The sequence below is a fragment of the Streptomyces sp. NRRL WC-3549 genome (genome assembly GCF_000721935.1).
Classification (GTDB): Bacteria; Actinomycetota; Actinomycetes; order Streptomycetales; family Streptomycetaceae; genus Streptomyces.
Window position 1 is genome coordinate 85,891 of record NZ_KL585395.1, and the last position, 17,896, is coordinate 103,786.

Annotated in this window: 19 protein-coding genes, 1 tRNA gene and 3 pseudogenes; 10 read left to right on the top strand and 13 right to left on the bottom strand. The window is 69.1% G+C overall.

Annotated elements, in window-relative coordinates; translation table 11 throughout:
* Positions 1-164: 164 nt before the first annotated feature.
* The gene (locus tag IH13_RS0113165) at positions 165-1,088 is read left to right on the top strand and encodes a Yip1 family protein (RefSeq protein WP_031084048.1); all 924 of its coding nucleotides are present in this window, start codon (positions 165-167) and stop codon (positions 1,086-1,088) included.
* A 158-nt stretch (positions 1,089-1,246) separates the two neighbouring features.
* Here IH13_RS0113165 and IH13_RS0113170 read toward each other — a convergent pair whose 3' ends face one another.
* Together IH13_RS0113170 and dcd are read right to left on the bottom strand one after the other, a co-directional pair.
* Positions 1,247-1,747 (bottom strand): phosphoribosyltransferase, encoded by a 501-nt coding sequence (locus IH13_RS0113170; RefSeq protein ID WP_031084050.1) that lies wholly within the window; start codon positions 1,745-1,747, stop codon positions 1,247-1,249.
* A 6-nt stretch (positions 1,748-1,753) separates the two neighbouring features.
* Positions 1,754-2,329 (bottom strand): dCTP deaminase, encoded by a 576-nt coding sequence (dcd, locus tag IH13_RS0113175; RefSeq protein ID WP_031084052.1) that lies wholly within the window; start codon positions 2,327-2,329, stop codon positions 1,754-1,756.
* A 488-nt stretch (positions 2,330-2,817) separates the two neighbouring features.
* Here dcd and IH13_RS0113185 point away from each other — a divergent pair.
* Positions 2,818-2,891 (top strand) — tRNA-Gly (locus IH13_RS0113185).
* A gap of 50 nt (positions 2,892-2,941) precedes the next feature.
* Here IH13_RS0113185 and IH13_RS0113190 read toward each other — a convergent pair.
* The 4 genes and pseudogenes from IH13_RS0113190 to IH13_RS37375 form a co-directional block, all read right to left on the bottom strand.
* Positions 2,942-3,580 (bottom strand): ATP-binding protein, encoded by a 639-nt coding sequence (locus tag IH13_RS0113190; RefSeq protein WP_199814646.1) that lies wholly within the window; start codon positions 3,578-3,580, stop codon positions 2,942-2,944.
* Positions 3,577-4,065 carry a hypothetical protein gene (locus IH13_RS0113195; protein ID WP_031084055.1) on the bottom strand — a complete coding sequence of 163 codons (489 nt, stop codon included), beginning with the start codon at positions 4,063-4,065 and terminating at the stop codon, positions 3,577-3,579. The genes IH13_RS0113190 and IH13_RS0113195 overlap by 4 nt, the downstream gene beginning before the upstream one ends.
* A 10-nt stretch (positions 4,066-4,075) precedes the next feature.
* On the bottom strand, positions 4,076-4,585 hold the full coding sequence (locus tag IH13_RS0113200; RefSeq protein WP_031084057.1) for a GNAT family N-acetyltransferase: 510 nt from the start codon (positions 4,583-4,585) through the stop codon (positions 4,076-4,078).
* A 253-nt stretch (positions 4,586-4,838) separates the two neighbouring features.
* A pseudogene (locus IH13_RS37375) lies at positions 4,839-5,604 on the bottom strand (DUF1932 domain-containing protein); the annotation flags it as partial.
* A gap of 295 nt (positions 5,605-5,899) precedes the next feature.
* Between IH13_RS37375 and IH13_RS0113210 the strand changes: the two are divergent.
* Complete coding sequence (locus tag IH13_RS0113210) at positions 5,900-7,129, top strand: helix-turn-helix domain-containing protein (RefSeq protein ID WP_031084058.1); 1,230 nt, start codon at positions 5,900-5,902, stop codon at positions 7,127-7,129.
* Positions 7,130-7,516: 387 nt separating this feature from the next.
* On the opposite strand, the pseudogene IH13_RS0113215 reads toward IH13_RS0113210, so the two are convergent.
* Positions 7,517-7,798: pseudogene (locus tag IH13_RS0113215) on the bottom strand (transposase); the annotation flags it as partial.
* A gap of 174 nt (positions 7,799-7,972) precedes the next feature.
* On the opposite strand from IH13_RS0113215, the gene IH13_RS0113220 reads away from it, so the two are divergent.
* Positions 7,973-8,221 carry a type II toxin-antitoxin system CcdA family antitoxin gene (locus IH13_RS0113220; protein WP_031084062.1) on the top strand — a complete coding sequence of 83 codons (249 nt, stop codon included), beginning with the start codon at positions 7,973-7,975 and terminating at the stop codon, positions 8,219-8,221.
* On the top strand, positions 8,218-8,619 hold the full coding sequence (locus IH13_RS0113225; protein ID WP_031084063.1) for a hypothetical protein: 402 nt from the start codon (positions 8,218-8,220) through the stop codon (positions 8,617-8,619). The genes IH13_RS0113220 and IH13_RS0113225 overlap by 4 nt, the downstream gene beginning before the upstream one ends.
* A gap of 444 nt (positions 8,620-9,063) precedes the next feature.
* On the opposite strand, the gene IH13_RS0113230 is transcribed toward IH13_RS0113225, so the two are convergent.
* The 4 genes from IH13_RS0113230 to IH13_RS43940 form a co-directional block, all read right to left on the bottom strand.
* Entirely contained in the window at positions 9,064-10,269 is a 1,206-nt protein-coding gene (locus IH13_RS0113230) for an ABC transporter permease (RefSeq protein ID WP_420713356.1), read from the bottom strand.
* Positions 10,270-10,325: 56 nt separating this feature from the next.
* On the bottom strand, positions 10,326-11,048 hold the full coding sequence (locus IH13_RS0113235; RefSeq protein ID WP_031084067.1) for an ABC transporter ATP-binding protein: 723 nt from the start codon (positions 11,046-11,048) through the stop codon (positions 10,326-10,328).
* The gene (locus IH13_RS0113240; RefSeq protein WP_037841288.1) at positions 11,045-12,460 is read right to left on the bottom strand and encodes a peptidoglycan-binding protein; all 1,416 of its coding nucleotides are present in this window, start codon (positions 12,458-12,460) and stop codon (positions 11,045-11,047) included. Before IH13_RS0113240 ends, IH13_RS0113235 begins: the two co-directional genes overlap by 4 nt.
* Positions 12,461-12,542: 82 nt before the next feature.
* Entirely contained in the window at positions 12,543-13,034 is a 492-nt protein-coding gene (locus IH13_RS43940; RefSeq protein WP_031084071.1) for a hypothetical protein, read from the bottom strand.
* Positions 13,035-13,264: 230 nt separating this feature from the next.
* On the opposite strand from IH13_RS43940, the gene IH13_RS0113250 reads away from it, so the two are divergent.
* The 4 genes from IH13_RS0113250 (at position 13,265) to IH13_RS40770 (ending at position 16,290) form a co-directional block, all read left to right on the top strand.
* Positions 13,265-13,669, top strand: a complete 405-nt coding sequence (locus IH13_RS0113250) for a peptidase inhibitor family I36 protein (protein WP_082317594.1) — start codon at positions 13,265-13,267, stop codon at positions 13,667-13,669.
* A 110-nt stretch (positions 13,670-13,779) separates the two neighbouring features.
* Positions 13,780-14,736, top strand: coding sequence for a hypothetical protein (locus IH13_RS0113255; protein WP_031084075.1), 957 nt, complete (start codon positions 13,780-13,782; stop codon positions 14,734-14,736).
* 222 nt (positions 14,737-14,958) lie between these two features.
* Positions 14,959-15,258, top strand: coding sequence for a helix-turn-helix domain-containing protein (locus IH13_RS0113260; RefSeq protein WP_158791155.1), 300 nt, complete (start codon positions 14,959-14,961; stop codon positions 15,256-15,258).
* A gap of 660 nt (positions 15,259-15,918) precedes the next feature.
* Positions 15,919-16,290 carry a DUF6193 family natural product biosynthesis protein gene (locus tag IH13_RS40770; protein WP_082317595.1) on the top strand — a complete coding sequence of 124 codons (372 nt, stop codon included), beginning with the start codon at positions 15,919-15,921 and terminating at the stop codon, positions 16,288-16,290.
* 146 nt (positions 16,291-16,436) lie between these two features.
* Here the strand turns inward: IH13_RS40770 and IH13_RS46065 are convergent.
* Positions 16,437-16,606, bottom strand: a pseudogene (locus IH13_RS46065) (transposase); the annotation flags it as partial.
* A complete protein-coding gene (locus tag IH13_RS0113265; protein WP_234433284.1) occupies positions 16,599-16,790 on the bottom strand; it encodes a hypothetical protein in 192 nt (63 codons plus the stop codon). The pseudogene IH13_RS46065 and the gene IH13_RS0113265, both read right to left, overlap by 8 nt.
* Before the next feature lie 318 nt (positions 16,791-17,108).
* On the opposite strand from IH13_RS0113265, the gene IH13_RS0113270 reads away from it, so the two are divergent.
* Positions 17,109-17,896 (top strand): serine hydrolase domain-containing protein (locus tag IH13_RS0113270; RefSeq protein WP_234433285.1); only part of this gene is annotated, 788 nt, incomplete at its 3' end.

Here is a 17,896-nt window from a genome sequence, read left to right on the forward strand (position 1 = left end):
GGCAGGCCCGGCCGCTTCCGTACGTCCCGGGGTGCCTGCGGGCGTGGGGGGGGGTGGGGAAGGCCCCCCGGGGTCCCCTTAGGGGATGTCACAGGTAGGCCGCAATGGCACCCCTTTCCCCCGGCCCCCGCACTCGGCCCACCGGGACCAGGTACGTTCGACGGGTGGCTGGATTCAGGATCGGACGCGGCCGGGACAACCGCACACCGCAACAACACCCGCAGCAGCAGCCGCCGTACGGGCAGGCGCCGTCATCGCCGCCGTACGGCGGTCAGGCGTGGCCCCCGGCGGGGGGCGGCGGCACACCGTACGGCGGGCCCCAGGGCGCCCCGTACGGTGCCGGGCACACGGGCGGGGGACACGGAGGCGCCGGGCACGGTGGCGGCCACGGGGAGCCCGAGTACTTCGGCGACCCGTACCACCAGCCTCCGCAGCAGGACCCGTACGCCAACGCCTCGGGCCACACCCAGGCGTTCCGTATCGACGAGGACCCGTACGGCGAGGGCAGCACCTACCACGCCGGCAACGCCCCGGCCCCGCCCGCCGGACCGCGGCTGGGCTGGAAGCAGCTGCTGAGCGGCATCGTGCTGCGCCCGGGGCCGACGTTCTGGCAGATGCGGGACTACCCGGTGTGGGGGCCCGCGCTGATCGTCACCTTCGTCTACGGGCTGCTCGCGCTGTTCGGCTTCGACCAGGCCCGGGACGAGGCGATCCACGCGGAGGTGTCCACCGCAGCCCCGTACGTCGTCTTCACGGGCGTCGGGTTCGTCATCGGCGGCCTGGTCCTCGGAGCGGTCACCCACACCCTGGCCCGCCAGCTCGGCGGCAACGGCTCCTGGCAGCCGACCGTGGGCCTGTCCATGCTGATCATGTCGGTCACGGACGCGCCCCGGCTGGTGTTCGCCCTGTTCCTGGGCGGTGAGAACTCCCTGGTGCAGATCCTCGGATGGGTCACCTGGCTCGCGGCCGGCGCGCTGTTCACGTCGATGGTGAGCAAGTCGCACGACCTGCCGTGGCCGAAGGCGCTGGGCGCCTCGGCGATCCAGCTGATCGCGCTCCTGTCGATCATCAAGCTCGGCACGATCTGACCCCTGGCGCCCCGGACGCCCCGGATGCCGAAGGGCCCCGGTACCGCGTGAAGCGGTCCCGGGGCCCTTCCGTCTCTGTTCCGCTCGTCCTTGGTTCCGCTCGTCCTTGGTTCCGCTCGTCCTTGTTCCGCGTCCGCAGCCTGCGGAGGCCACAGGGACTACGAGTCGAGAACCTGCCCGTCACGACGGACCACGGGCTTCTCCACGCTCCACGGGAAGTTGATCCAGCGGTCGGTGGACTTCCACACGTACTCGCATTTCACGAGCGACTGCGGCTTCTCGTAGATGACCGCGCTGCGCACCTCGGCCACATGGTCAATGCAGAAGTCCCGGACCAGCTTCAGCGTCTTGCCGGTGTCGGCGACGTCGTCGGCGATCAGGACCTTCTTCCGCGTGAAGTCGATGGCGTTGGGGACCGGCGCCAGCATGACCGGCATCTCCAGGGTGGTCCCGACACCGGTGTAGAACTCGACGTTCACGAGGTGGATGTTCTTGCAGTCCAGCGCGTACGCCAGACCCCCGGCGACGAACACCCCGCCGCGCGCGATGCTCAGCACGACGTCGGGCACGTACCCGTCGTCGGCGACCGTCTGCGCCAGCTCGCGTACGGCGCGCCCGAAGCCCTCGTACGTCAGGTTCTCCCGTGTCTCACCAGCCATAGCGCATCACACCTGTGTCCGATGGAAGTTCTTGTACGAACGCGAGGCGGTCGGCCCCCGCTGCCCCTGGTAGCGCGATCCGTACCGCTCGGAGCCGTACGGGAACTCCGACGACGAGGTCAGCCGGAACATGCACAGCTGCCCGATCTTCATACCCGGCCAGAGCTTTATGGGCAGCGTCGCCAGATTCGACAGCTCCAGCGTCACATGACCGGAGAAACCGGGGTCGATGAACCCGGCCGTCGAATGCGTCACCAGCCCCAGCCGCCCCAGCGAACTCTTGCCCTCCAGCCGGGAGGCGAGATCGTCGGGCAGCGAGATGACCTCGTACGTCGAGGCCAGGACGAATTCCCCGGGGTGCAGGATGAACGCCTCGTCGCCGTCCGGCTCGACGAGACGGGTCAGATCGGTCTGCTCGACCGCGGGATCGATATGCGGATAACGGTGGTTCTCGAACACCCGGAAGTAGCGGTCGAGCCGCACATCGATGCTCGAGGGCTGCACCATCGAAGCGTCGAACGGGTCGATACGGACCCGCCCGGCGTCGATCTCGGCCCGGAGGTCCTTGTCTGAGAGAAGCACGTACCGAGGATACGCAGAACGCGCGAGCCGTCCCCAACCGGACCACCCGCGCGTCTGCCTACGCCACCTGCTACCGCTCGCTACCGCCGCTCGGACAACACCGGAACGGCCTGCCTCAACCGGGCGCAACGCGGACACCGGAGCAACCGCCCGGGCCCGATCCGGCCGGACCCGAGATGCTGCATCGGGAACGACGAGGTAGCGAAAACGTGCCCTTCGGCACAGCGGACGACGGTGCGCTCCATCGACTCCATCAAGTCCCTTCCCCAACCAGCCATGGACGAGACCGCCACATTAGGGGATGAAGAGGACGCCACTCCACGCGGCACTCCGCCCACCCACGCTACGCCCCCAACTCCCGCCCGCCACCACCGCGTCCACCCCCGCCGAACACCCGCGCACCGCACGCAGACCCCGCGGCGGACACGCCGGGGGTCTGCGATGGGGTAGAGTGTGCGGCGATGCACTGCCACTCGGTGGCGCGCTTCGCGGGTGTAGTTTAATGGTAGAACATGAGCTTCCCAAGCTCAGAGCGCGAGTTCGATTCTCGTCACCCGCTCCACGAAAAAGCCCCAGGCCAGCGGCCGGGGGCTTCTTTGTTGTCTAGAATTCTCACGCCCTGCCGTGCCCTCCACGTGCCCCAACTCGCACACCTGCAAGATCTGCTCGCTCCAGGGCAGCTCGAGGCAGGCAGAACGTGAATCGCCGGGCGGCTTCCGCAGGCGTGACCCCTTGCCCCCGACCGGGGACGTCGTACACGAAGGCAGCACCTTCCACGCGCAGCCGGGTACCGTTCGCATCCCGCCTCATGATGGCGGCGTAAGCGCTGACGTCCGCAGCAGAGACGTCGTTCCTCTCCCGCTCCTCGTTCTGTCTGAGAAGGTCCGCCTCGTCCTGGGGGAAGCGCAGCACGGTCACCGGTGCACCGAATCGTTCAGCAATGGCCACCAGGCGTGCGCGTGCCTGGGGTGTGACGTTCGTCGATTCGGCGACCGCGATGCGGCCCGCAGCGAGTCTGTCGGTGATCCGACGGTCACGCTCGTCGAAGACCCGCGCGTCAACCGTGTCGGAGGCGGCATCCACCGGCTCGCCCCCGAAGAACTCCGCACGGATTTCGTCACTGGAGACAACGGCTTCCGGGTCGAGACTCCCCTGAGCGACCAGCTCACGGACGAAGGCGGTCTTGCCCGAGGCCGGCGGTCCGACGAGTACGACGAGTCCTGCGGGGATCACCGTCGGCTCGGAGCTCATGGCGCCTGGCCTGGCGGGGAGGACAGGCTTGCGCGGGCTGCGGTCATGAAGGCGGCCTTGTGCTCCTCCAAGTGTTCGTTGACCTCGGTGTCGCCGATCTCGCGCCATACCGCTTGGTTGAGTGCGCGAGCATACGCATGGACAGAGGAGTGCAGGTCCGGATCACAGAGCAGCACGAGGTGCCGCTCGGCGACCCAGAGTGTGGTCATGGTGGCGCCGGCGGACCCACTCCAGCCGCCGTCGTCATCGCCCCATGCATCAGGGCGGTTGTAGGCCGCTCGTTCGGCCTCCTGGGCGCATGCGATGAATTCCTTGATCGCATGCAGCTGTTCGGCCCGGCGCGCCTCGCCGGTGGCCGTCCGCAGCCGCCGTTCCTCGGCCCGCTCCGCGGAGCGCTGGGTGACACGCTGGGAGAGGGCCGTCAGCCCGCCACCGAGCGCGACACCCGTGAGCGAGAGGACCGAAGTCCACACATCCACGGCCACGCTGTCCCCCCTAAGACAAGTCCCTGCGCATCAGCGTGCACATGGTCTCGTACCGGCGCAGCGAACCGTCCGGCGCCTCCACGTCCCAGGCATCCGGCCGGCTGCCGTAGGCCACGTACCCCAGGCGTTCGTACAGCACCCGGGCGCGTGGATTGCTCTCCTCCACCCCGAGTTCCGCACGCCGCAGACCGCGTGATCTGATGCGGTCCTCCGCGGCGCGGATGAGCACGGTGCCCAGACCGCACGACTGGAGGGCCGGGAGCACCCCGAGCTGCCACAGCGTGCCGGCACCGACCGCGACCTGATAGTCGACGCCACCGATCGCCACCGGAAGACCCACCGGAGTACAGACCGCCAGATAGTCCACCTCCCCAGCCGCTGCACGCTCCAACTCACGTGCCACCTGCACCAGATGGGTCGCCGAGCCGGACCATGCACAGGCCGACAGATCAGCGGGCGTCAGATCACGGACAAGGACACGGACGACGACCTCGGCCGCCCCGGCCGACAAGAGACTCATACACCCATCCCAGCACTCCGAAGAAGATCCGCACAGTGGATTTCGGCGCAGGGCACGAGCCCCGAACGGCGCGTGCCACTACGTGCCAGTCAGGGCGGTCAACAGCGGTCAACAGCGACCTTCCGCAGACCCCGGCGGCACCCCGCGAGAGGCACATCATCGCAGTTCACAGCCTTCTGTTGGCTCAGGTGTCGGGTGATTCCCAAGCTCAGAGCGCGAGTTCAATTCTCGTCACCCGCTCCACATGAAAGCCCCAGGCCAGCGGCCGGGCCGTGGCCTCGGCCATGTCCGTGGGCAGGTCAGCCGCACGGAGAGTATCGGCGACCTCTTCCATTTTGGGGGCCCAGCGCCAGGCTCGGGCCGCCACGCTCGGCAAATACTCCGGATCGGAGAGGATCGCGGAGACCATGATCTCGGCTTCAGCCGTGAGCTGGTCCCCGACTCCATGGGCGTGTGCGAGCGCGTGGGAGACGCCTGCGAGAGTACGAGCGGCCTTCTGGTAACTGGCGAAGGCCATCTTCAGGGCGGAGGTCGGAACCGATGGCCTCGCCTGCCCGGCGCACTTCCAGCGAGGAGCTCGCGAACAGCGGCTCCACCAGGTCGACGGCGGAGCCGGCACCCGCGAGATAGAGCCGTGCCGTACGCCCTTCACCTGGCGGCGGACCGAAGACGGCGCCGTCGACGACCTCGGAGCCGGGACGGATCTTCTCTGCGATGCGCTGCACGCGCTGGGGACTGATGGCATTGACGTCGACGTACACCCCAGCGAAGGCATGCGCGGCCACGGCCGCTGCCACGGCCTCCGCCGCCTGCGGTGGGCAGACCGAGAGAACGACCGCGCTACCGGACAGCGCTTCCGCAAGCGAGTCGCAAGCTGTGGCGCGAACCTCCCTCGCGCGGCGCCACGTGTTCTCGCTGCGCCCCTTGGGTACCCACAGCACCTCATGGCTGCCGGCGACTAACTCAGCGATGAGCGCCGCGCCCATGGCTCCGGGGTGCAAGACGGTCACGATGGTCACTGGCTGCCTCCGGCCGAATGCGGCGTGGGGTGTTCCTCATCAACATGATCCGATGCCGTGGAGCAGGAACGGCGGAGGACTGGGCACCTGGCTCGGACGAGCCGGTCGCCGAGGGGCAAAAGCTCCCCTGCCTCGTATCGGCCCTCCATGGCGAAGCAGGGGACACGGTTGTGGCACCCTGTCCCGGCAGCGCGACTCACGCACAAGCCGCGTCATGGGTACCGTGCTGGAGACGAACTCTGTACGGACAGACCGGCGATCGCGCTGGATCGTCCGGCGGTCGGGAGGTGTCCTGATGCTGGAGGAAGCCGAGGAGATCGGCAAGCGCGTTCGCAGGGCGAGACTGCGGCTGGGCATGCCGCAGGCAGACCTGTCGACGGCCCTGGGGAAGTCGCAGGGCTGGGTGTCGAAGATGGAACGTGGCCTGATCGAGCTGGACCGGGTCGGGCTGCTCAACCAGGTGGCCGCGGAGCTGCACGTCCATCCCAACGACCTGATCGGACGCCCGTACAGCAGTTCACCCGACGACAACCAGTGGCAGGTTGCCGCCTCGTCGATCCTGCGCGAGCTGCGCCGCTACGACCTCGTCCCCGTCTTCGACGGTGCTCCGCGACCGGCATCACAGCTGTGGCGTGAGGTAACCCGGCTGCACCGCCTGCGGGACACCGCCTCCAACATGGCGATTCTCCGAGTTCTCCCGGACCTGTTCCGCGAGGCGCGCGCCCTGGCTCAGGAGTCGGAGGGGCACGAGCGAGAGGAGGCGTACGCCGTCTACGCCGTGTGCTGCAAGTTCGCGCACACCGCCGCCCACGCCCTCGGGCATCCCGAACTGGTCGCCATGGCCTGCGAGCGGGCCGCATGGTCGGCCAGATTGTCGGGAGATCCGGTGCTGCCTGCCGTCGCCGACTGGATGAGGGTCTGGGACATGTGGGCGACGGCTGACTGGGCCGACGCTCTGGCGCTCTCGGACAAGGCGATCACCTCGGTGGAGCAGGAGTACGACCGTGGCGAGCCGCTGGCCGTACGGGCCTGGGGCACGCTTCAGTTGCGGGCCGCGGTCTCCGCCGCCCGAGCCGGCCGCGCCTCGGAGGCCGAGGACAGGATCGGACACGCGAAGGACGCTGCCGAGCGCATGGACGCGTATGTCGGGGCGCCGGTGTACGACCGTCATTCGCTGACGTTCTCCTCCGGGAACGTGCAGATCCACGCGATCAGCGTGGCCCTGGAGATGGGCAAGCAGGGCAAGGCGCTGGAGATAAACCGTCGTACCAGCCCAGACCTGGTCGGGTCGCTGCCCAACTCCCGTCAGGGACACCACCACATGGATGTCGCGCGAGCCTGGTTGTGGGACGGGAACCGGGGAAAGGCCCTGGCCGAACTGGAGACAGCCGAGCGGATCGCGCCCCAGCTCGTACGGAACCACCCCATCGCCCGTTCGACGCTTCGCAGCATCGTCTACGCGGAACGAGCAGCCACGCGGGAGAAGCTGCGGCGCATGTCCGACCGCTTTCACCTGGACGGATAAGGATCGTATTCCTCCGGCTCATATTCGAGGGTTGCCCTGTCCCTAACTTCAGGGCATGACGCCACGACGTTCTCCCCACCTCCCCTCCCAGGGAGCCGGGTTAGGTACCGCAGCTCCCTTCGCCCCCCGGCTTGGCGACCTCGCCACCGACAGCGCCCGCGAGGACCGTGTGGGGGTGGTGGTCGCCCTCCCTGGTGAGGGCTCCGCCACTGCCTACCACCTGCGCCCGCCCGGGGGCCCGGCCTGGGCCCTGCGTGAGCACGCTGGCCCGCTCCTTGAAGAAGCTGGCCACCGGCCCTCCGCCGCCGCACCGGACGCGAGCCTCCCCTCCGACCGCTGAGGCCGCTCCCGGCACCGCCGCCGTGTGCCCGCGCTCAGCCGCCGGAGGGAGGCGACCGGGCCGAAGACGGCCGGCTCACACCGCGGCATCGCGATGTCCGCCAGGCAGTCCCCGCCCAGCGCGACCGCCAGAGCGAGGTCCAAGAGGGCCTTGCCGGGATCGTGGACGGCCCGCGGTTTGCGCCACGGCGCCAGAGCCTGCGATATGGCCTGGTCAAGACCGGTCTTATGGGCCGTTTCGACGAGCAGGACCGAGCCGGCCTGGGAGACGACCTGGCGGCCGCCGTCCTGGACGCGGACACGGGGATAGGACCCGATAGAGTGGTTCACCTGGGAAGTGCCTCCGGCGGTGGCAGGAACAAGGACCTCGACAATCCTCATTCTTGCTGGTCAGAGGCACTTTCTGCTTCCTGCCCGCCTGCCGGACAGCCCGCTTCACGAAAGCGCGAGGCTAGGGGCCAGAGACCCGAGCAAGCGCGTGCATACTCCAGTATGCTTTGACTTATGTCCTCGACGACTCGTATCACCGTCACGCTTCCCAGCGACCAGGTGGCGGAGCTCCGCAAGCTCACGGACAACATCTCCGGCTACGTGGCGGAAGCCGTAGCCCGCCAGATCCGGCACCAGCTCCTGGGCGACGACCTCCGCCGCCACGAGGAGGAGCACGGACCCTTCAACGACGAGGAACTCGCCGAGGCCCGCGCGAAGATCTTCGGCTCCGCCGACTCCTCCAAGGGCGCGGACGCCGCGTGAGCGAGCGCATCGAGACAGTCGTTCTGGGCTCGGAAGGGCTCTCCGCCTGGATCGCCCAGGACCGCAAGCTTCTCGCGATGCTTCAGGTCTTCCACGACATGGGAGCCGACCTGGTGATCGGGGCCAACACCATCGTGGAAGTCAGCCACTCCCGTACCAACATGCCCCGCCTGAACTGGGCTCTGTCCCGCGTCAAAGTGGAGCCGGTCACCGAACAAGCGGCGAAGGCAGCAGCGGAACTCCTCAAAGGTGCTGGGCTGCACGGGCACAAGTACGCCATCGACGCCACGGTCGCCGAGGTCGCCCTGCGTCAGCCGAAACCCGTCGCCCTCCTGACCTCCGACAGCGACGACATGACCAAACTCTGCGGGGACCAGGTCCGCATCATTCCTCTCTGACGCGCCGGCGCACCCCGAGCACGCCTCCTGGCAAGGTCCGCCGCACCGCTGGACAACAGCGGTCAGGTACAGCTTCCAGAGACCATGGCACTCCACGTTTCCTCGCGGGAAAGTACATGTCAGAGCCCAACCAGCGGCCCGACAACCGTTGCTCCCCAAGCTCAGAGCGCGAGTTCGGTTCTCGTCACCCGCTTCATGAAAAGCCCCAGGTCAGCGGCCCGGGTGTTGGTAGCTTCGTCGCCGGCCGGGCAGCGGCCGGCTGGGCTCGCCTCATGCTCGCAGGAGTGTTGTCTGCGGACCTGACAGCCTGCCGGCAGCTCTGCCTGGGTACTCGACGCCATGGCATCACGGCCCGCCGCTCGCCTCGTCCACCGCGCTGTGTGATGACGCACCGCCATCCGGGCACGTAAGGACCGCTGAGGCCGGTCCGCTTGTCGTCCGGCGTCAGCGCCGCAGCGCCTCGGCGGGCTGGATGCGAGAGGCCCGCCAGGAGGGATACAGGCCGGCGAGAACGCCTGTGATCAGGCCGATCACAGGCGCGGCCAGGACCGTCACCGGGTGGACGACCGGGGTCCAGGAACGGGCGGCCGCGACCGCTACCACCGTGATCACCCCCAGCGAGGTGCCGACGAGTCCGCCGAGCGCGCCCAGCGCGCCGGACTCGGCCAGGAACTGCGCCATGACGTGCCGGCCCCGCGCCCCCAGGGCCCGCCGCAGCCCGATCTCGCCGGTGCGTTCCAGGACTGCCACCAGGGTGGTGTTGGCGATTCCGACGGCGCCGATGACCAGGCAGATCGCGGCGAGCAGCAGGAAGAGCCGGCCCAGGTCGTCGCCCACTCCCGTCCGCAGGGTCTTCGGGTCGGGCGGCGGCACGGCTTTCAGGTACTCGGGGTGGTCGGGCCGCAGCGCGGTGGGCGCCAGTTCGGCGACCTGCCGGGCCGCTCCCAGCTCCGTGGCCACCAGCATCGACGCCCCGCCGCTCTCCGGCTGATCCCACACCTTCTCGGCGGTGGTCCGCGGCACGATCACCGACAGCAGCAGGTCCGCCTTGCGCTGGGTGTCGTCGATGATCCCGACGACGGTGAACGGCTGGTCGCCGATGAACACGGCCGGGCGGCTCCGCAGCGTGGTGATGCCGAGCCGGGAGGCCACCCCCGAACCGAGGACGGCGACGAACTCTCCGTCCTCGTCCATCCTCCGGTCGTACAGTCGCCCCTGGGCGATCGTGGGCTGTGCGGCCTGGAGGACTCCCGGCGAGGCCGCGACCACATCGATACCGGACCCCTGTGTTCCCGCCCCGACCAGAGCCGCCCGGACCTGTGTGTCGGCTCCGGTGCGGACGGTCCAGTACACGCCTGCGGCCTGGACCCCGTTGAGCCCGCCGATCCGGTCGTCCGCGTCCGCGGGGAACGCGGGCCCCGCGTACGGGTCCTGCTCGGCGGCGATGTCCTCGACCGTCACCTCCGTCGCGGTCAGTGCGTTGAAGCGCCCGTCGATCTGTGAGGACGTGGTCGCGGTCAGGCCGAGGATCGCCACGAAGGTGCCGACGCCCAGGACCGTACCCAGCGCTGTCAACGCCGAGCGGCCGGGGCGCTGGAGCATGCCTGCGAACGCCTCGCCCAGCAGGTCCCTCAGGCGCAGAACGGACAAGGGCACAGGCTGCCCGGACGTGCTGCGGCCGGGTCGGAGCAGGCGGCGCAGTCGGCTCACAGGGCCTCCGGCCCGCCTGCGGGGGCCCCGGCAAGCTGCTCGCGCAGGACGCCGTCCCGGATCGCGACGGTACGGCTGCCGCGCCGGGCCACGTCGGTGTCGTGGGTGATGACCAGCACCGTCATGCCGTCCGCGTGCAACTCGTCCAGCAGGGCCAGCACGGACCGGGCGTTGGCCGTGTCGAGGTTGCCCGTGGGCTCGTCGCACAGCAGCAGGGCGGGACGGGCCACCAGGGCACGGGCGATCGCCACTCGTTGCCGTTCGCCACCCGACAGCCGGGTGGGTACTGCGGCGGCCCGATGGCCGAGGCCCACCCGCTCCAGTGCCTTCCGGGCGTCCGCTCGGCGCGTCCGGTGGGGCCACCCGTTGTAGACGAGCGCCAGCTCGACGTTCTCCTGGGCGCTGCGGTGCGGCAGCAGATGGAAGGACTGGAAGACGAAGCCGATCCGTCGGCCGCGCAACGCGGTGCGTTCGGCGTCTTTGAGGACGGAGGTGTCCAGACCGTCCAGCAGGTAGCGGCCCCCCGTGGGGCTGTCGAGCAGGCCGATGATGTTGAGGAAGGTCGACTTGCCGGATCCCGACGGGCCGACCACAGTGACGAACTCTCCGCGCCGAACGGTCAGATCGCACGGTGTGAGGGCCACGACCGGTGGCGGGCCCGGATAGGTCAGCCCGACCTGCCGGAACTCGATGACGGGCGCGGCGGGTTCGTACGTCATGGAGCCGTCCCACCCGCCGCGTCCGACGACGACCGGCCCGCGTCGACGCCCGTGACCACCAGGTCGCCGGCCTTCAGGGCGCCTTTCCCCACCGGTTCCACGGCGACGTACCCGTCGCCGCTGGTCCCGGGCCGGACCTCCACTCTGCGCTGCCCGCCGTCGCCGTCCACCACCGTGACCACGGTGCGGCCGTCCGCGCCCGAGGTGATCGCGGTAACGGGCACCACCAGAGCCTTGTCGCCGGTGGACGCCGCCTCGATGGTGAGCCGGACGTCCTGCCCGGTCAGCCGGGGGACGAGCGCCTTGTCGGGCGTGACCCGCACCAGGTATCCGGACTCCCTGCCGACCGCGTCGGCCGCGCCGTCGCCCTGGTCCCCGCCCGCACTGGAAGACCGCCCCGGCGTGGCCATGGTGTCCGCAACCGATTCCACCTTCCCCGTTGCGGTCACCCCGCTGATCTCGGAGTGGATCTCCACCGGCTGACCGGGACGGAGCAGCCCCTTCTGGTACTCGGGTACGTACGCCTCCACCAGCAGGCGGCCCGACGAGAGGACCATGGCGGTGCCCGTCACCTGGTCGCCGACCCGGCCCTGCACCGAACCCACCCGGGCCGGAAAGCCCTCCAGGAACACCGCTTCGCCCGCCGGAAGCATCGGACCGGACTTCGCCTGAGCCTCGGCGTACGCCTGCCGAGCGTCGGCGAGATCCTCTCTGGCACGGTCGACGGCCTTGTCCGGACTTCCGCCGCCGTCCCTCCCGGCGGCATCACCGGGAAGCTCGGCGTTCTCGGCGTCCTCGGCGTCCTCCAGGGTGCGTGCGGCACCCTTCACCGCCCCCTCGGCGGCGTCCAGTGCGGCTCCGCCGTCGTCCTGGGCGGGCTGCGGATCGTAGCCGATCGAGGCGTAGAAGGCAGTCAACGCGCCCTTGGTTCCCGTACCGAAGGTCCCCTCCGGGTCGCCCTCGGTTCCGTACCCGAGGCCCCGCAGCGCCTTCTGGAGCTGGGCGACGTCCTTACCGGTGGCACCGGGCCGCAGGTCACGGTAGACCGGCACGGTGCCCTTGAGCGCGAACACCGGCCGTCCGGCGACCTCCAACAGCACCTGCCCCTGCTTCACCTCGGCCCCTGCCTGTGCCGCGATCTTGGTGATCACCGCGCCCGAGGCGCCTTCTCCGCCCGAGATCTGCGGGGCGATCCTCGCCGTCTGCCCCGCGACCACCTGACCCCGGGTGATCAGCGACGACACCAGTACCCGGTCCTCCACCGCAGCCGTCAGCACATCTCTGGGGGGCGGTCCGGCTTCGGCCGCCGCCTGCGCCGGGGACTTGATCACCAAGGAGGCACCCAGTCCGCCCAGCGCTGTCAACGCCGCGCCGGCGGCCACGACGACCACCCAGCGGCGGCGCCTACGCAAGCTTCCGGCGGAGCCGGCCGACACCTCCGGCTCCATAGCTCCCGCCACCTCTGCCTTTCGCTCCGCCCTGCCCACCACCGGATCAGCCGCCGACGACGGCGTCGCCCACCCCGTCACCCTTCGGCAGACAGTCCCGCAGCGCGGCGCGCAGCTCCTGGTTCCTCGAAACCCCCGCGGCCTCCAGGTCGACCTCACCGGTCTTCGGGTCGGGGTCCGGATAGTCCTCGAAGCCCTTTTCCCGTACACAGACACTCGCCTCGATCGCCGCCGCCAGGCTCTCCTCGTCGACCGGTGCGTCGGGTATCGCCTTCTGGAGGTCCCGGCACTTGTCCTCGGCCTCCGCTGCCACGGCCTCGTCCGTGTTCTTGTCCTTGTCCACGCGGAGCTGGCCCGGGTTGGGCTCCTCCAGGACGAGGCCGTTCTCCTCCAGGCAGCGGTAGTAGGCGATCTCCTGTGCGCTCACCGTCTCCGACGGGCTGACGGACGGCTCGGCCGCCTTGTCCGCCGAACCGGAGCAGCCGGTCAACGCGAGAGTCGCCAGAACGGCTCCGCAGACGAGAAGGGTGGGGCGCATGCGGCGACTCCTGGGCTGAGACCACACAGGGGGAAGGGGGGAAGGCGGGGGAACGTGAGCTCGGCATGCCGACTGCCCACGTGGCGATTCCCTCAGAGACTTCGGCAACCTACCAGCCGGTCGCGGACGCCACTACTGTCACTCGCGCCAGTAGACACCCCGTCAGGCGGTGAGTTGGATTGCGTGGCGTTCCCGACCGGGGGCCGTACGGAATCCCACCAGGAGACACGATGTCCAGAAGCATGACCCACCGCCTCGGGTCGCTGGCAGCCATCGCTGCCGCGACTGCCGGTCTGCTGATCAGCACCACGCCCGGCGCCGCGGCCAGCTCCAAGGACGGCGTCCTCGAGACGTTCGAGTTCGGCCTGTACTACAACTCCGGGTACGGCGGCTGCGTCTTCGACGTCTACGACAGTGACAACAACTTCTCGGACGACAAGTTCAAGGGAAGCTGCAGCGGCTCGGGCCAGACCACCAACGACAACACGGCTTCCTACTGGAACCGGGACGGCGTCTTCGACTACTACGTCTACACGGACGCCAACTATCACGGGTCCTGGGGCACCATTCCGGGCGGTTACAAGGGCAATGCCTCCAGCACCTTCAAGAACGAGATCTCCGCAGCCAACAGCTGAGGAACAGAGCTCGCCCCACCCGACAACACGGCATACGACCGATGTTCCAGCCGGCACACGCGGGTGAGACATCGGCCGCATGACTTCTCAGAACTTCTCCGAGGACCCGAATGCCCTCCCCCTTCATCCGGTGGACCGCCCCTGCGCTGACCGCTGCGTGCACACTGATGCTGACCGCCTGCGCCGGCGGCACCGAGTCCGGCGACACGGTCGGCGAGCCCGGTCTGGGGAAGATCCAGGTCATGCTGGAGACGAGGCAACTCGACTTCCCCCTGAGCACCTATGAATCCACGCCCGAAGAACGGCAGAAGCTCAGCAGCGCGCAGGACGCTCTCGTGGCCCAGTGCATGGCCCGGTTCGGGTTCTCCTATACGTCGCCCGCGCAGCGAACGGCCCCGGCAACGGACAATCGCTACGTCTTCGGTGTGGTCGACGTGAAGGAAGTCGCCCGGTACGGATACCAGAACCCACTGGCCTCCGCCGCGGCGAGACAGACGCGTCCTGCCCGGCCTGTCCTGTCCAGCACCGAGCGTCTGGTCCTCAGCGGTGCGGAGGACACCGACCCGCGATCCATGCCGATGAGCCAGGAGGCCGCCCAACGCGAAGGCGGCAGTACCCAGAAGGTCGACGGCCAGGCCGTTCCCGTAGGCGGCTGCAGCCGCGAGGCGTTCCTCAAGCTCTACGCGCCGAAGCCGAACGCCGTGGACATCATGTACGTCTTCAACCTCAGGAGCGAGGCGGAGTCCCAGTCCCGCGCGGACTCCCGTGTGCGAGAGAACGACAAGAAGTGGTCGGACTGCATGAAGAAGGCCGGGTACTCCGTCACCGACCCCATGGACGCTTCCGACGAACTCGGCTTCCAGAACGAGGAACTGTCCTCGCCCGCCGCCATCACGGCAGCTACAGCGGATGTCGCGTGCAAGAAGGAAGTCAACCTGGTCGGCGTCCGCTACGCGGTGACCACCACGTACCAGAAGCGGTTGGTCGACAAGCACGCCGAAACGCTGGACCTCGCCCGTCGACAGCACGAGGAGCGGATGAAACTGGCCGCCACGTTGCTTTCCTGAGGGAAGCCGAGCGGGTACGTGTTCCCGCCCCGGCGAACCTCGGACGCGCCGGTGAACGGGCGCCCCCGCCGTGTGCCGCTTCGGCCAGAAACAAGACCGGTGACCTGCGCTTCCGCTCGATGAGTCCGATCAGCACCGCGTCCTGAGGTGCACGCCGGCATCGGCCGGCCGAATCGGAATGAAGGCACTCGCCTGATCACCCTACGTGCGATCATGACGGGCATGTACATCACAGGTCCTTTACATCCAAGCAGACCGGCGGCAGCATTTCCGTCACCGCTCGCTGCGGCCCTCTCCAGGACGGACTCGCTCAGCGACAGGGAGGCCGAGGTCTTCTCGCTGCTGGTGAGCGCCCCGTCCTACGAGGAGATGGCGGAGCAACTCGGCATCAGCCGCCGCACCGTGCGGTTCCACGTCGCAAAGATCCGCCAGAAACTGGGGGGCCTGCAGTACCACCAGCTCTGCGCGGCCTCCTACCTGCAATCGGTCACGACAGCGCCCGTCGTGACGCCCTGCCTGTGACTCCTCCTACCGCCCGCCGGTCCGCGGGCCACGGAGACTGTTCCACCTGGACCGGGCATGCCTCGTCGCGGCGGGACCGTCACTCGTCGAGCGACCACGATCGCCTCGTCCAGGCCGCGGGTGGAGCCGAGAACGCTTCGGCCGGCGTCCGTCACCCTCGTGCCTCGTCCGTGCCCTTCGGAGCGGTCAACAACGGTCGAGCACGGCATCCGGAGTCCATGCCGACCTCGACCACGCCGACCAGACACGAAGGCCAGAGCCCCTTCGGCAGTCCAAGGCCCCTTGATTCCCGAGATCAGAGCGCGAGTTCGGTTCTCGTCACCCACCCCGCGAGAAGGCCCCAGGCCGACGGTCGGGGGCTACCTTTTTGTCCGGCACCGTTGAGTGGCCCGCACCGGATCCGCTCCAGAAGGTTTCCCCCTGCCCTTCCTCCCGGGCGGTGCGCACAAGGTCGACCAGCCGCGAGCATGCGTACGACGGCCGAGGCCCTGCTGTGCCCAACTCTTCCTCTCCGACCCACCAGCCCACTCGAGGCATGCACCCCGGCACGTCCCGTCGCACTGCGCCACCCGTGCCCCATCCGCCCACGGCGGACGGGACACCAGCGGTCATGTACGGCTTACATGGACACCGCCGACCTCTCCACCCGGGGGAAAATCCATGGCAAGCAATGAAGAAGTCCGAAGCGCCGCTGAGATCGTGGCAGCGAAGTGGTCCGATGTGCTGTCCTGTGAACCCGATCTCATCAATCCCGAGGTGCCCCGTACTGCTTACGCCCACCCCTCCTTGCGACAGCTGCACCCCATGCTCAGCCATGGTGCTCTGTACCTGAGCCGGTGCACGCAGTGGCCCTGGACACATGATGTCGGTACGGCTTACCGGCTGGCCGAGGGTGGTTACCGTGTGTGTCTGGATTCCGGCAGAACCGTCCTCGGCGAGGTCGACACCGTTGAGGAGGCATACGAGTTGGTCGCCGCCAACCTTCCTGACGGGTGCGGACCGGCGATCGACGGAACCCCTGACGACCTGTGATCGCAGCACCCGCGCGCGCCACGATCAGGAACCCTTGAGCCTGCGGTCGTGGAAGTCAGTCGCTCCCGTACCGACATCCCACGCCTGAACTGGACTCTGCCCCGCACCAAGGGGAGCCGGTCACCGAGTGAGGTGACCCCCGTCGCCCGCGCGGGCTGATCGGCCGGCCATGGGACCAGCCGCCACAGCACCCCGCCGTCCGCCTGCCGGTGATCGCGCCACGGGGACCACGTCCATCCGCCCCCGGCAGCAGGGGTCCCGTTCGCTCCCCTGCCGCATCCGTCAACTCGCCCTGGCCTGCCGCTAGCTCAGTGATCAGGGTGCTCGTCCCCGGCCCCCGGGGCGGGGTCCGTCACGAATCGGCTCAGCCGGTAGGTGGTCGGCAGCCCCAGGCGTCCGCACAGCGTGTCGATCCGGATCATCGACCCGTCGACTCCCGCCTCCCGGATACGGCGCAACCGCGTACGCGTCTCCGCCTGGTCCACAGTCTCAACGACCACTTCCCACCGCCCCGCGTCCGGCGCTGTGCGAGCAGCCGACCGCTGCCGCGCGTTCTCTTGCCGCTGCCTTCTCTTCCCTTGTCCCGGCACCCGCCCAGAATCACCGGCCGGCGTCAGAACGGCAAGGCAATGGGACCGAGCACACGCAGGCGTCTCGTCGATCACGAGCCGGTCCAGGGGCGGAACGCTGGGGAAACCCTCACGGCCGGGGGTGGTGATAGGTGCACCCCCTTTCGGCAGGCTGAAGCCATCGAGCGGGCGGCCGGTCCGCGACATGCTCAAGGAGTCGCCAGAACAGCCCTGTTGGAAGGAACCCCCGTGTCCGTTCGTCTTCACACCTCCGCCCGGAACATGCCGAAGAAGCGTCACGGGCGCCGTGTGCTGTCGGTGGTGGCCGCGCTGGCGGTCCTGGGCGGTGGCCTGGCCGTGAGCGGCTCCCTGGCCTACGGCGCCCCGGGCCACGCCGGTAACCGCGACGCCGTGAGCAAGGGCGCGAAGGACCTGGTGCGCGAGGACGGTTTCCCTGCCGTACTGGCCGCCGTCGAGGACACCCACGGACGCGTCCGCGACTACACGGCCGGCACCGGTGACCTGGAGAGCGGTGCGGCCGTGCCGGTGAACGGCCAGGTACGGGCCGGCAGCAACACCAAGCCCTTCACTTCCGCGGTCGTACTCCAGTTGGCCGGTGAGGGCGAGATCGATCTGGACGAACCGATCGAGACGTACCTGCCGGGCCTGGTCCACGGCGACGGCATCGACGGGACGCGGATCACCGTGCGGAACCTGCTCCAGCACACCAGCGGCCTGCCCGACTACACCCAGTCGCTGGCCCCGGACCCGTTCGAGATCCGCGACACCTACTACAACCCGCGGGACATGGTCGACCTCGCCCTGAGCGAGAAGGCGGTGTTCGAACCCGGCGCGAAGTGGCAGTACAGCAACACCAACTACGTCCTGGCGGGCCTGCTCGTCGAAAAGGTCACGGGCCGTCCCTTCGGTGAGGAGATCACGAACCGGATCATCCGCCCCCTCGGACTGCAGGACACCTACTGGCCGGACGCGGGCGAGCGCGGCATCCGGGGCGCCCACCCGGCCGGCTACGGCTC